Source organism: Bacillus sp. SD088 (assembly GCF_017355205.1).
GTDB lineage: Bacteria > Bacillota > Bacilli > Bacillales > Bacillaceae_C > Lederbergia.
This window is the reverse complement of the sequence record NZ_JADIJK010000002.1, coordinates 163,693-178,926: the sequence shown is the minus strand read 5'-3', so window position 1 is coordinate 178,926 and position 15,234 is coordinate 163,693. Positions and strand designations below refer to the sequence as shown.

The window sequence follows — 15,234 nt, the reverse complement described above, 5'->3', positions numbered from 1 at the left end:
AGGACATGTCAGTACTTAGTCGAAGTTCCTTTATCCCGAAGTGTCATTTTTACCGGACTTTTTAAATAACCTCGATAAGGAGAATGTACTAAATGGATCAAAATATTATCCCAAGAAAAGAATATCCAAGACCTCATTTTGCAAGAGAGGATTGGCTAAATTTAAATGGAGAATGGAACTTTGCCTTTGATAAGAACAATATAGGGGAAAAGGAAAAGTGGTACGAGTCTGGGGATCTCAAACAAAAAATCATTGTCCCTTTTACATATGAAACGAAGGCAAGTGGTATTGGCGAAGAAGTATTTTGCGCTAATATATGGTATCAAAAACAAATAACTGTTCCTGAAGAATATAAAGATAAGAAGTTCCTTTTACATTTTCAGGCTGCCGATTATATTACAAAGCTATGGGTAAATGGCAAGTTTGTGGGAAGACATCAGGGGGGGCAAATTGCTTTTTCTTTTGATATTAGCGAATTTATCGATGAGAATCGTGAAGTGAATATCGTGGTAAAAAGTGAAGATAGTGATAGCTGCCATCAACCTAGAGGAAAACAACGCTGGCTTGATAAGAATTTTGGCTGCTGGTACGTACAAACAACGGGAATTTGGCAAACGGTATGGCTGGAATTTTTGAATGAAGTACATGTTGATTCAGTAAAAATTACGCCAGATATTGATACGGAATCAGTAGAGTTTTCGTACCATCTTCCAGAAGAGGTCGATTTTAGTGACGATCTAAAGTTGAAGACGGAGATCACTTTTAATCAAATACCGATTAAATCCTTTAGTATCGATATCCATCGGCCGAAGCACACATCGAAAGTAAACATTGCCAGTGATCATTTTGATTGGAAAGTGATGCTGTGGGGTCCAGAGCATCCCAATCTTTATGATGTTGTTTTTACCCTTTATAAAAATGGGGAAATACTGGATCAAGTTGAATCCTACTTTGGCATGAGAAAAATATCGATTGAAAATGGAAATGTCCTATTGAATAACATCCCAATCTACCAGCGATTGCTTTTGGATCAAGGTTATTGGCTGGATAGTCATTTAACACCGCCTTCAGAGGAAGCCATTTTGGAGGACATCGATAAAACAATGGAAATGGGCTATAACGGCGTTCGTAAACATATGAAAGTGGAAGATCAACGCTTTCTCTACTGGGCTGATAAGAAAGGGTTGCTCGTTTGGTCGGAAATGGCCGCCACTTTTGAATTTTCAGAAGAAGCGATGCAAAATTTTACAGAGGAATGGCTAGAAGTTGTCGAGCAGCAGTATAATCATCCTTCCATTATTACATGGACACCTTTTAATGAGTCATGGGGAGTTAAAAATATTTATACAGATGTGAAGCAACAGCAGTTTACGGAAGGAATCTATCACCTGACCAAAGCATGTGATAGTATGAGACCAGTTATTGTCAATGATGGCTGGGAGCATACGGTTTCAGATATTTTAACATTACATGATTATGTAGAAATGGGAGAAGAGTTTTCAGAACGGTATAAGGATCTAGAAACTATCGTTGAAAATAAAATTGCTTTCAATAAACATAAGCATGCAATGGCTAAGGGTTACGAATATAAGGGCCAACCGATCATTATCAGTGAATATGGAGGCATTGCCTTTAGCTCGGAAAAAGGCTGGGGCTATGGGAATCAAGTGAAAAATGAAGAAGAGTTTTTGAAAAGATTTGAGTCGATTACTCAAGCCATTAAGGATATAGATTATATTTGTGGCTTCTGCTATACCCAAATAACAGATGTTCAACAAGAGGTTAATGGACTCCTGACTGAAGACAGACAACCAAAAATAGAGTTGAAAAAAATTCGAGACATTAACCTTAAGTAAGGAGCTTTAATGAGTAGAACGTACACCGCTTGATACCTTGCTTTAGGATGATTCAGGCGGTGTTTTGTGTTTAAACGAGATTGCCTGAGGCGGCTTTCAAACCGAGCAGGGAGTAAGTTAAGTATCCCTTCCAAGAAATGAAGAACATCGGTGCGCTCTGCTAAAACAGAAGGAATGGAAGTTATAATGCACCCAACTGTAAACGATAGCGAATGGGGGAGGGGGCAACTAGTAGTAGAGCCATCTATTCCCTTCATAATATTGGAAAAGATTTTTTCATGGCAGAAAGATTCGGAATAATCATACAAGGAGGTCATATTCACTATGTGGATTTTACGTATACTCTTCATAATCGGAGGGTTATTCCTATTCCCGAGTATTTCATTTGCTTACAGCAATCCCTTTGATTTGTCGGATTCGTGGGAATGGGAAAATGGGGACTTCTACGGAGAAGGAGATCCTCACATTTTAAAATATAACGGAACCTATTACCTTTATGTAAGTACTGTTGATGATAAAAGTGGTGTCAAGGCTTGGTCGTCGGAAGATCTATTAAACTGGGAGTACGCTGGACTAGTCACTGAGGAACCCAGCACAAAAGCAGCTTATGCGCCTGAGGTGACGTATTGGAATGGGGATTTCTATATGTATACATCACCAGGTGGCAATGGGCATTATGTTTATAAAAGCTCAAGCCCATTAGGTCCTTTTGTAAAACAAACAGAAAATCTGGGCATGGGAATTGATGGGCACGTTTTTATTGATGATGATGGGCAATGGTATTTCTACGGTACTGGATCCAATCGCATCAGCGCATACAAAATGGAGGATCCTTATACTTTTGGTCCAGCCATAAATACGGGAGCAGAGATGGACGGATGGACTGAGGCTCCAACGGTATTTAAAAGGCATGGACAATATTATATGACTTATGTGGGTAATCATGTTTGGAGCAAAGCATATCGTATTGATTACGCTACTAGCGATTCGCCGACGAAAAATTTTACAGAGAAGCCATTGCAGAATCCAATTCTTCTTAATACAGAAGGTGAAAATGTTGGACTAGGACATAACTCTATAATAAGAGGTCCTGACTTAGATTCAGAGTTTATTGTCTATCATAGTCATGCGAATCCTGGCCGCTTTATCAATATGGATCGGATTGCCTGGAATGGGGATAAAATGACGGTGCTGGGCCCGACTACATTTGAACAACAAAATCCAAGCTTACCGGACTTTAGTGATCGTTTTAAACGGAATGATATAGGTGCGGAGTGGTCAGAGATTAATAGTGGTACTTGGTCGATTCATGACAATGGGCTAGAACAAAAGTCAATAAATGATACTACATGGCATCGTCTTATCACCACTCACGAGACAGAGGCAAATTATACAGCCGAATTTAACATGACTTTCATGGATAATGGTGAAAGTGCGTCTCCTCGTTATGGCGCGGTATTTTCCTACCAAGATGAAGGAAATTACGGAATCGCTGTGTTGAATTCAAAAGCTAATAAAATAGAAACTAATTTCTTTGTTGATGGTGTTGAACAAGGCTGGGAGGAATCAACACTTCCTACCGATTTCGATTTTAAACAGTTGCACCAAATCAGAGTTGAAAAGGAAGATTCCAAGTTTACTATTTTTGTAGATGGAATGAATAAACAAACAAGGGATATTGATTCTTTACATGGTGGGAAAATAGGCTATACAACAAGCGATGTACATGCCTCCTTTGGTTATATTGCAACAAGTAATAAGGTAAATGGCAGTAATGTATTTGATTTCCATAAACCTTTGCCAGGTAAAGTAGAAGCTGTTCATTATAATTCAGGAGGGGATGGCACTGGCTATCACATTTCCACCGGTGAATTAAATCATACGTATCGGCAGGATGAAGTGGATACTCAAGCAAATTCTGAAGGTGGGTATAGTGTCAAACTAGCGAAAAAAGATTGGCTGCAATATAACGTCAATGTAGAAGAAAAAGGTCAATATAGTATTAGCTTAAGGGTGGCTACAGGCAGCAATGAAGCAAAAGTACGATTATCGCTTGATAACAAGGATTTGACTGATACTGTCAGTATTCCAAATACTGATGGGCAATGGCAAAACTTTATAATTGACCATGTTTCTGTGCCAAAGGGAAAACAGAAGCTGAAAATCGAAGTCACTCAAGGTTCTTTATCCTTTGCTAGTTTTGAGATTAGTAAGTACAAGGATGCACCAATTGTTTTGGAGGATTTTAATGATGGGTTTGATTTCGGATGGGATCGTTATGAAGGGTCTTGGAGAGTGGATACCAATCAAGATTCCGAAAGTGTATTTGATGGGTTTAAACCGATTCCCGGAGATATTCAAGCAGCCTATTACATTACTGGGGGAGAAGGCGTAGCCTATCATGATACCACTCCAGAAAATATAGGCGGTGTGCTAAGAGACGATGCTGTTGATATTCGCGATAAGCCAGGGGGCGGAACAGCGGTTGGCTGGAATCAAACAGGTGAATGGTTAAAATATAATGTGGCTATTGAAGATGAAGGAATCTACAATCTGGAAATGGAATATGCCACGACATTTCAGGATGCAAAAGTACGATTTTGGTTAGATGATGATATTGATTTAACAGGTGTAGTTGATGTTCCCGCGGCAGAAGGTTGGAACGATTGGCAGATACTTAGGATGGAAGATATACAATTGCCGAAAGGAGAACATACGTTAAAGATTGAAATTGTCGAAGGTGAATATGATATCGCTAAATTTCACTTTAGATCCTTTGATATCCATAAACCAATCCCAGGCACAATTGAAGCAGAAGATTATAATCTTGGTGGCGAGGGTGTTGCTTATCATGTCCATTCAGATTCAAATACCGATGGGAAATTTAGAAACGATGCGGTAGATAGTCAGCCTGATCCAGACGGCGGATATGCCATCCACGATTTTAAAAAAGGAGAATGGATCAACTATAACGTAAACATAATCGAATCGGATAAATATGGACTTGATTTCATTGCCAATAATTCCGATGAAGATACGAAAATACGTATTTCGTTAGATGATGGAATAGATGTAGTGGAGGGCGTTACTATTCCCGTTACGGATGGAGAAAAGGATTGGGAGAATATTTCTATTTCCGATTTAGATTTACCGCAAGGAAAACATACGCTCAAAATTGAAGTGATTGATGGCGAATTATCTTTTACAAAAATGATTTTCCATACATTCGATCGTCCTCACTCCTTGCCAGGGAAAGTGATGGCAGTCGATTATATGACTGGTGGTGAAGGTGTCGCCCATCATGATAAAACCCCGAGAAATATCGGTGGCAAATATCGTTATGATCGCGTGGATATTCGCAATCATCCGGATGGCACGTTTAATATTGGCTGGAATCAAACCGATGAATGGTATAAATATAATGTTGATATTGCCAAAAGTGGTGACTATGTATTGGATATAAATGTCACAACTAAACAACAGGATGGTCAAGTAAGATTATGGTTAGATGATGAAATAGATCTCACAGGAGTGATCAATATTCCGCGCACAGGGGAATGGGATGATTGGGCGAGTGTGATAAAGGAAAATATTTCATTGCCTGCCGGAAAACATACCATTAAGGTAGAAACGGTCAATGGTGAGTTTGATTTCCATCATTTTAGTTTTATTGAACAAGATCAGTATCAAGGAGTTGAACAAGAGGGTGTGTATCGCTCAGGGGCAGGGACATTTGGCAAGTCCGTGATGGGTGATAGTGCTTGGCATAATTATATCGTTGAAGCTGATGTCCAGGTTGTGGATGGTAAAGGCGACGGTGGTATCCTATTTAGGGTAAATAACCCCGCCCACGGAAAAGAACTTAACCACAATAATGCCGATATGTTACAAGGATATGTTGCATATATTAATAAAGATGGCGTTCATCTCGGTAAATTTAACTACAATTGGACTTACCTGAAAGGGGCCAAGCTAGATGATCCAATAGATGAATGGCAACATATTAAAGTAGTAGCAAGCGGAACAAATATCAAGATTTATGTTGGGGACATGGACAAACCAAAAATAGATTACGATGATCATAGTGCTACCGCGTTTATCCACGGTAAGGTTGGTGTTCGTAGTTTTCAGAGTGATACAAAATACGATAATATCTTTGTGCGACCACTAGAGCCTAGTACTGATGATTTGCTATCAATCCTTAAGGATCGTCAGCAGGATCTATCAGAAAAGGATTATCAATCTCTCAAGATCCATTTAACAGCCGTAAGTCAATTTGAGAAAAAAGGTGCAGCAGAGAAGATAAGCAAACATATGGAAGGTTTCAAGCAATTACTTGATTATCAGCGAGAAAATGAACTGATTTCTAAAGAATTGCACGAGGTTCTGATGATGGCGACCAACTCGCTTATCGAGAAATGGAAAGGTGCATAAAAGCACTAGGAAAACTTATCCTTTCCGAGGGCACCCTAGAGGTGTTCCTCGGATCATTGAGGAGGTGGTTATGGCCCAAGAGAATGGGAGGAAACCTTACTGATACTAAAGGATGTTTTTCCTCCATCTGTTATGAAAGCACTGTCATTCGTGTAAAGGCGGTGTGATCAGATAATTTTTCAACAGTTGGGAAAGGCAACAAAAAGAAAGAATTCCGGGAAGGGGGCTTATCTTAAAAGGTGATTTCTGTGCAGGATAAAGGGATATGAATTTTTATGAAAGCCGTTTCATAAATGAGTTCTATTGTAATGAATTAAATAAAGGGGGAATCGGTTTTGAAGAAAAGTGTTTTAGTCCTATTATTGATTGCGTCAGCATGCCTAGTCTTTTCAGGTTGTAGTTCAAAAGGAAGTTCAAACCAGGCTGACCCTGCTAAGGAAGAACCGTCAGATGATTTTAATGCGGAAGGTTTCCCAATTGTTGATGAGCCTATTACATTAACGATGTTTGCATCTAGGTCTGCCGCAAATGGGCCATATAAAGACATGTTTATGTTTCAGGAGTATGAAAAAAAGACCAATATTAAGTTTGATTATAATGATGTACCTGCTGAGGGATTTGATGAAAAGAAAAATCTAGTATTCGGTAAAAAGGAACTGCCAGACATCTTCTATAAAGCGTATATTTCTAATGACAATTTAATGAAATATGGCAGCAGTGGCGCATTAGTTCCATTGGAAGGATTAATTGAGAAGTATGCACCAAACATTCAATCCATTTTTGATAAGTATCCTGAGGTGAAAAAAGGAGTAACCTCACCAGATGGTCATATTTATGGAATGTCAAGTGTTATTGAACCATTGGTACAAAGAACAAATAAGCTGTGGATCAATAAGCAAATGCTTGAAGATGTCAATATGGATGAACCAGAAACAACGGATGATCTATATAACTTATTGAAGGCGTTTAAGGAGAAGTATCCCGACCGTACGCCCTTTCTAACAAGCGGCGTACAAGACCTTGTTAATGGGCTTAGTGGTTCATGGGGATTATATCGACAAATGGGCTATAGTCTTAATATTGACAATGACAAGGTTCATATTTGGTTAACAGATGATAAATATAAAGAATTGTTAATGTATTTGAACAAACTTTATGGAGAAGGTTTGATTGGTCATAAAGTAATGGACCAAGAATATGCTGAATACATTGCTCAGATGCAATCTGGTGAACTTGGCTTATTTACCAATCAAGCTGCTGACGCTTTTCCACAGGTTGCTGATCAATATAAAGGGATAGCACCTGTTAAAGGCCCAGATGGAGATCAAGGCTATGTTTCGAGCCCAATTGCTCGTGATACAGGTGCATTTGCCATTTCTGCTTCAAATGAATACCCGGAAGCGTCTATTCGCTGGTTAGATTATCTTTATGACGGGGATGAAGGTTCCATGTTTTTCGCATATGGCGAGGAAGGAAAGACCTTTGAGTATGATGAAGAAGGTTTGCCACAATATACAGATGAAGTTCGTAATTTGTCCAAAGGTACTGGCTCTGCATTTCCAGGACCAGGAGGGGGTACACCACAATATTCAACACTTAAAACTGCAGGAGCGGTAAATACGCCAATAGATGCTGAAGCCGCATCAAAGATGGAGCCTTATGTTTTGGAGGAAGTGTATCCTGCCCCAATATTTGAGGAAGATGCGTCGAAAAAGGTATTTGACATACTAGATGATCTTGACACGTATGCCAATGAAAGCAGAGCAAAATTCATCACAGGGGACCTTAGCTTCGATGCTTGGGATCAATATGTTTCACAGTTGCAAGACATAGGTATAGATCAACTTGAAGAATATTATCAGGATGCCTATGATAAACAATTTAAATAAACATTAGGAAACGAGGCTGGGACGAGGTGTCTTCACCAAAGAAAATAAACGAACTATTGTGCATATACCTCCGCTTTGGAAATATACTTCGCTTTCCGCGGGCGAGTGTCAAGCCTCCTCAGGCTTCGCCTTCCGGGTCTTGCCGAACTCGTACTTCCACCAGGAGTCTACGTATATTTCCTTCGCTAAGGTAATGCGTTGTTCATTTTGAAGCTTAGCATTTTAGTAATGTCCCAGCCTCATCCCCTTTTATCCCGCATTAACGGGCAGTAATACCCCCACCTCAAGGCTTTAGAAAATACGGAGAAGCATAGGTGGGGGATACACTGCCCGTAAAAGCCCGATTGGTTCAACTAACAATCAGTGGGGATGAAGGAAAACCCCCACTGATTGAAGTTTCACTTTATTTATATGGAGGCGAATGAATGAACCTTAAACCTGAAATTGCTCATCGAAAATCAAAAGAGACGGTTCCAGTTCCTAATCCAAAAAAGAAGCTCTGGAAGCAAATTTTGAAGCGACATCAATTATATTTAATGCTCTTATTACCGATGGCTTGGTATGTTATCTTCACGTACGGCCCTATGTATGGACTACAGATTGCGTTTAAAGAATATCTACCCATGAATGGATTTTGGGGGAGCGAATGGATTGGGTTTGAGCACTTTAAGCGTTTTTTCTCTTCCTACTATTTTTGGAGACTGATCAAAAATACAGTTACCATTCAACTATTCTCTTTGATTATTGGTTTTCCAATTCCGATTCTATTAGCTTTGTTAGTTAATGAAATCAGAATGAACAAGTTTAAAAAAACACTGCAAAATATCACCTATATTCCTCATTTTATATCAGTAGTGGTGGTTGTAGGGATGTTAAGCCTATTTTTGGATCCTGAAAATGGGATTGTGAATATTGCGTTAAGTCATTTCGGCATTGATTCAATTCCGTTCATGCAAAAACCGGAATGGTTTAAATTTCTTTTTATTAGTTCAAACATATGGACCGACATGGGATGGCAGTCGATTATTTATATTGCGGCGCTGAGTGGTGTGGATCCACAATTGTATGAAGCAGCCAGAGTTGACGGTGCCAGCCGTTTGCAAAGGGTTATCCATGTTTCCATCCCAGCTATTTTACCTACAATTATCATTCTGCTAATTTTGGATATCGGCCATTTTATGGACATTGGCTTTCAAAAAATTTTATTAATGCAAAATGACCTAAATATGTCTTCAAGCGATGTTATTGCAACCTTTACCTATCGAAAGGGTATTTTAGACGGTGACTACAGTTACACAACTGCAATCGGTTTATTTAATGCTGTGATTAATTTTATATTACTGATATTAATTAATCAGCTAGGAAAGAAAAAGGCAGAGACAAGCTTATGGTAAGAAGTACATGGGGGTGAGTGTGATTACAAAGAAATTCTCCGAAGATAAGATTTTTAACATCATTATTTACACGATTGCGGTCATGATTATGATCATTGTTTTGTATCCACTGATTTTTGTGGTAAGTGCATCATTTAGTGAGCCCACTAAAATTCTCAGTGGAGAGGTATGGTTATATCCGAAGGGATTTACGTTCGATGCCTACGCACAGGTATTTCAAGATGGGCGAATTTGGAATAGCTATAAAAATACAGTTGTATACACCGTTTTAGGAACATTTATTAATCTAGTATTAACCACTCTACTTGCATATCCACTGTCAAGAAAGGATTTGCCAGGAAGAAACATCTTTATGTTAATTATTGTTTTTACAATGTTTTTCCAGGGAGGAATTATTCCAACCTACTTAATTGTACAAAACTTGGAAATGATCGATACTATTTGGGCTATGGTCATTCCAAATGCGATCGCAACCTATAATGTGATTGTTATGCGTACATTTTTCCAGAGTAGTATTCCTTGGGAATTGCAAGAAGCAGCTTTAATAGATGGCTGCGGTGATTTTAAACTGTTTTTAAAGATTATTATCCCTTTATCAAAGCCAATTATTGCCGTGATGGTTCTTTTTTACGCTGTAGGCCACTGGAATTCCTATTTTGACGCCTTAATTTACTTAGATCGTGATCGTTTATATCCCCTGCAAATTATTCTAAGGGAAATACTCATTCAAAATCAATCTGCTATGGAAAATGCCGTTATGGACTTTGAGATGGTGAACCAGGTAATGCTGGCTGAAAGTATGAAGTATGCGGTAATTGTCATTGCTAGTTTACCAGTCATTGTAATGTATCCATTTGTACAAAAGCACTTTGTTAAAGGGGTTATGATCGGTTCTATTAAAGGGTGATTGTAGCATCTATAAAAAAACATACCAGAAAGAATGATAGAAATGAAATATAGGGGAATTGCCCACCGGGGTTATCCAGTTAAATATCCAGAAAACACATTAACTTCTCGTTAAGGCGGAATAAAAAAAGAAGGCAAATAAGAGGCTCCCATGCAGGTACTTTCAGCATGGGAGCTCTTAGGTTACCTTTCGTTTCAATAGGATTATGCTCTTTCTTATTGGTGGACACTCATTCTTTTGCAAGGTATTGATTTGGCGAGACACCATAATAGTTTTTAAAAGCCCTTGAAAAGGAATAAAGGTCTGAATAGCCAAGGGTCAAAGCGATTTCAGTAATCATGTGCGTTCTCTCTGAAATTAATTCTACTGCTCTATTCATTTTTAAAGATAGAAGATAGTTACTTGGTGTTACCCCGACCTCATTTACAAATGAATCGGCAAAGTAGGAACGGTGAACACCAACATATTTTGCTACATCTGCTACCGAGATATTCTCCGCAAAATGCATATTCATATATTCCTGGCTTTTTTGCAGCCAATTTCTAGGTGTAGCAGGGGTAAGCCTTTTCTGTTTTGATTGAACAGAGAGGCTGTGAAATAGTTTATATATGATACTCAAGCCAAATAAGTCGTCATCTTCATTATCCTTTTTAAAAAATGTAGCAAGCTCGCTTAAAATATCAGTAATCTCCTGATTAAGAATGCCTTTCACATGAGTGGAGTAGTTCGTTATCCCAATCCGTTTGAGAAGTGGATTTGCTTGCCTTCCATCAAAGGCCAACCAGAACATTCGAAGTGGGTGGTCAGGATTAGATGAATATTGATGTGTTTGGTTAGGGAGTAAACAAAATATATCTCCTTGCTGAATCTTTTTATTTGTTTCATTCTGACTAAATGACCCTTCGCCATCTAATATAAAGTGTATGCTGTAATAGGAGATCATACGCGGTCCCATTCTGTAGTTGGGCTTGGCCTTGTTCTGCCCCGCTCTAATAGGCCAAAGTCCCCCCGCCTTTTCCATAGGAGTTGGGTTATGAAACCAATGTTCCGCATGTTCATGGGAAAATTCCTTCAAATGTAACTCCTCCTTTCAGGAAATGTAAAATGTAATGTCTAGCTCCAGGCGCCATCGGCTCGAGGTCAAATAACCTGAGCCAATGAAAGGCAAAAAACGCCTTTCTTTGTCTCAGAACATTTGCTTGTCGCCGATAGGTGGGCGCCTTGCGCTTTTGTTTCTTCCAGCTCCAGCGCCCAGCGACTAGCAAACTTTCAGTCTCTTCCTACGATAAGTCAACATCGGCTCATGCTTCGCCGTGCTGTCTAGCTACAGACGGCAGGAGCTCGAGGTCAAATAACCCTGAAACGCTGAAGGGAAAATTCGCCCTTCTGCGTTTCAGGAACATTTGCTTGTCGCTCCTAATCAGCCGTCTTTCGCATTTCATGTATCCTTTATCTCCGGCCTACAGGATGTAGGTCAGAACAGCGTTGCGCCAGGACGACGCGAATTTAGCTGTTCATCCTTATTATGAAAGTTTGTACGTCGCTAAACGAGCGCCTGCGCTTTTGTTAGAATCTAACAAATTGTTATCCAATCATCTAACAATGTAACATTCATGATTTCATGGATCTTGGCTATGGTAGAAACCAAGGTCTATTTTTATACTTATTATATTGTGACAACTGGAGGTCTAGCAAGTGGGAAAAAGAAAACAGCCTAACATTCTGTTAATTTCAACAGATCAACAACATTGGAACACAATTCATGCATTAGGAAACGAGACAATGCATACTCCGAACTTGAATCGAATGGTGGAGGAAGGGGTTGCTTTCGAACGGGCATATGTAGCAAGTCCGGTTTGTTCTCCGAGTCGTTCCTCTATTATCACAGGGGAATACCCATCAAGACATAAATGCTGGAATATAGGTGTGGGATTAGATGAAAATAGAACAACTATGGGTCAGGTAATGATGGAACATGGGTATAAGACAGGATTGTTTGGAAAGGCCCATTTTAAGCCTGTATTAAAAGAAGGTAGTTTTGAAGCTCCACCACATATACATGATCGTGACTTTTGGAAGGAATGGCAAGGTCCATACTATGGATTTGAAAAAGTCGCAATGGTTCACGGACATTCCGACGAAGATTCCTCCCATGGTATGCATTATGGGGCATGGCTTGTGGAACAAGGTATTGATCCGTCGAAGTATTTTGGACCCGGAGGTGGCCATCGTGAAGGTTCTTGGGATATACCAGAGGAATATCATTACACTCGTTGGACGGCAGATCAGACAATGGACTTTATTGAGAATCAAGAGGATGATAAACCGTTTTTAGCTTGGTGTAGCTTTCAAGATCCTCATAATGCCTTTTTATGCCCTGAACCATGGAACAGTATGTATGATCCCGATCAAATGCCGCCATTTGTTGAAAAAGAGGGCGAGATGGCTGATAAGCCACTTATTCATCAATATCTCCTAGAAGATCGGATGAATGAACTTGATATTGATGTTACATCAGATCCGGGCCATAATACCGGAGGAGTGCAGTGTCTAGGCCATACAAATAAAAAGATCGGTTATGATCGAGCCAGAAAATGGCTTACCTCTTATTATGGCATGATAAGCCTAATAGACCACCATATTGGACGTATTTTAGATAAATTGGATGAGCTAGGTTTAGCCGAAGACACATTGATTGTGTTTACATCCGATCATGGTGATTATGCCGGTAATCATGGTTTTTGGCTAAAAGGACCGATACACTATGATGATATTTTACGTGTACCGTTTCTTGTACGCTGGAAAGGCGAGCTTCCGGAAGGCAGAAGGACAAATTCACTAATGAGTTTAGTCGATTTAGCACCAACATTCCTAGAGGCTGCTGGAATCGACAAAAATCCTACCATGCAGGGAACTAGTCAATTAAAAACGCTGTATCAACCTGATCAAGCAACACGAGATTGGTGTTTAGTTGAAAATCGTGCAGAACCGAGCTTTTATGTAAAAACACTAGTGACAGATCGATATAAGCTAAATTATTTTCTTGATCGAGATGAGGGTGAACTTTACGACCTTAAAGAAGATCCAAATGAATTTGTTAATTTGTATAACAAAGAGGACTACGCAGAGATTAAGCTGAAAATGTTTCAAAAGTTAGTAGACATCTACGGTGAACTAGAAAAGCCAATACCGCCGAGAGAAAGCTTTGCATAAATACCATTAAAAAAGGAGAGTTGTATGATGGCCAAGGAATCACCCGCATACTTAATTGCCTATTTTAGATCTGGCCCTATGCAAACGAATAAAAATGAGAAACTTCATTACGCATATAGCCGCGATGGATTACATTGGTATGAACTTAATCAAAATAATCCCGTTTGGTCACCATCTATCGGAGAAGGAATATTACGTGATCCTTTTATTAAGAAAGGAAAAGATGGATTCTGGCATCTGGTCTTTACCATTCGTCCAAAAGGGAAATTGCTGGGATATGCTAAATCAAAAGACTTAATCACATGGGAAGATGAAAAGGCGATCGAGGTAATGGCTGACTATGACCAGGTTCAAAATTCATGGGCACCGGAATTTAATTACGACCCAGAAAAAGAGGATTATATTCTCTATTGGGCGTCCAGTGTTGGAGATGATATGAGTCATAATAAACATTATTACTGTCGTACATCGGACTGGGATACTTTTTCTGAAACAAAATTATTTTTTGATCCTGGTTTCCAAACGATTGATGCCAGTATCGAACAATGGAACGGAACAAATTATATGTTTGTAAAAGACGAAAGCGCCGTCTATGATCCGAAAAAGCGCCCTCAGCCAATTGCTAATAAGCTTGCTGTATCGTCCAATTTAAGCGGACCATATGAGGTGATCAGTGATTTTATTACTCCGGAATATACGGAAGGACCCGAAATATTAAAGATTCCGGATAAGCAAAAGTGGTATCTGATTTATGATTATTGGAAATATGGAAGATTTGGGATCAAGGAATCTACCAATCTTGTAGATTGGTCTGACGAACTTGCTAGTGAACAGTGTCGTTTTCCCCATCAGATTCGCCATGCAACAGTATTTTCTTTAGAGGAAGATGAGCTATTTCAGTTAATGAACCATTTTTCTTTGGAGGCTTACTACCCAACCACATTCCATAGTTATGTAGCTTTGGCTGCCCATTCAAGTAGTGGCTTTATGCATAATGAGTTTTATATGCGTTCGATATCAATGTGGTTTAAAGCTAATAGTACAGATGGAATCCAAGTTTTATATGATGAGGGAGGAAATGATAGCGGTCTATGTATCCGGATCAAAAATGAAGAATTAGCAGTAGCGCTCCGAAACGAGGAGAAGCAAGTTACTGTTTCTGCAGGATCGATAGAAACGAATAAATGGCATCATGTAGCCGCCGTATTCAATGAGGGGATTTTAAAAGTATACTTGGATGGAAAATTGACAGAGACAAAGTCCTCATACTCTCCGTTTATTAAACATCATTCCAATCCAGGTGGACTTGGTGCTCGCTTTGGTGTAGATGCCTTTGGTGAATCAGATGGTAAAGCAGTATTTAAAGGGATATTCAGGGACTGTAGGATTTATACAGCCCCCTTACAAGCCGAGGATGTGGATTATTTATTTCGAACTGAGCAAAGGTAGATTGATATCTGTGTGAATTCGAACTCTAAATAAGAAAATGAAAGGTGGTGATAGCAAACTACTGACTTTCAAAATCCAAAAAAGGGGTAGGT

The 15,234-nt window shown here is 39.3% G+C and carries 8 protein-coding genes; 7 read left to right on the top strand and 1 reads right to left on the bottom strand.

Features of this window, described 5'->3' with window-relative positions:
- The first annotated feature begins 92 nt into the window (after nucleotides 1-92).
- The 5 genes from IPU53_RS02525 (at nucleotide 93) to IPU53_RS02505 (ending at nucleotide 10,480) form a co-directional block, all read left to right on the top strand.
- The gene (locus IPU53_RS02525) at nucleotides 93-1,856 is read left to right on the top strand and encodes a glycoside hydrolase family 2 protein (RefSeq protein WP_207447248.1); all 1,764 of its coding nucleotides are present in this window, start codon (nucleotides 93-95) and stop codon (nucleotides 1,854-1,856) included.
- A gap of 324 nt (nucleotides 1,857-2,180) precedes the next feature.
- Nucleotides 2,181-6,290 (top strand): carbohydrate-binding protein, encoded by a 4,110-nt coding sequence (locus tag IPU53_RS02520; protein WP_207447246.1) that lies wholly within the window; start codon nucleotides 2,181-2,183, stop codon nucleotides 6,288-6,290.
- A 335-nt stretch (nucleotides 6,291-6,625) separates the two neighbouring features.
- Complete coding sequence (locus IPU53_RS02515; RefSeq protein WP_207447244.1) at nucleotides 6,626-8,179, top strand: extracellular solute-binding protein; 1,554 nt, start codon at nucleotides 6,626-6,628, stop codon at nucleotides 8,177-8,179.
- A 425-nt stretch (nucleotides 8,180-8,604) separates the two neighbouring features.
- Nucleotides 8,605-9,573, top strand: a complete 969-nt coding sequence (locus IPU53_RS02510) for an ABC transporter permease (protein WP_207447237.1) — start codon at nucleotides 8,605-8,607, stop codon at nucleotides 9,571-9,573.
- An 82-nt stretch (nucleotides 9,574-9,655) separates the two neighbouring features.
- The gene (locus IPU53_RS02505; RefSeq protein ID WP_242698034.1) at nucleotides 9,656-10,480 is read left to right on the top strand and encodes a carbohydrate ABC transporter permease; all 825 of its coding nucleotides are present in this window, start codon (nucleotides 9,656-9,658) and stop codon (nucleotides 10,478-10,480) included.
- Nucleotides 10,481-10,709: 229 nt separating this feature from the next.
- Here the strand turns inward: IPU53_RS02505 and IPU53_RS02500 are convergent, their stop codons facing one another.
- Complete coding sequence (locus IPU53_RS02500) at nucleotides 10,710-11,555, bottom strand: AraC family transcriptional regulator (RefSeq protein ID WP_207447234.1); 846 nt, start codon at nucleotides 11,553-11,555, stop codon at nucleotides 10,710-10,712.
- Between the two features lie 620 nt (nucleotides 11,556-12,175).
- Between IPU53_RS02500 and IPU53_RS02495 the strand changes: the two genes are divergently transcribed.
- Nucleotides 12,176-13,693, top strand: a complete 1,518-nt coding sequence (locus tag IPU53_RS02495; RefSeq protein ID WP_207447233.1) for a sulfatase family protein — start codon at nucleotides 12,176-12,178, stop codon at nucleotides 13,691-13,693.
- 27 nt (nucleotides 13,694-13,720) lie between these two features.
- Nucleotides 13,721-15,142, top strand: a complete 1,422-nt coding sequence (locus IPU53_RS02490; RefSeq protein ID WP_207447232.1) for a LamG-like jellyroll fold domain-containing protein — start codon at nucleotides 13,721-13,723, stop codon at nucleotides 15,140-15,142.
- The last annotated feature ends 92 nt before the right edge of the window (nucleotides 15,143-15,234 follow it).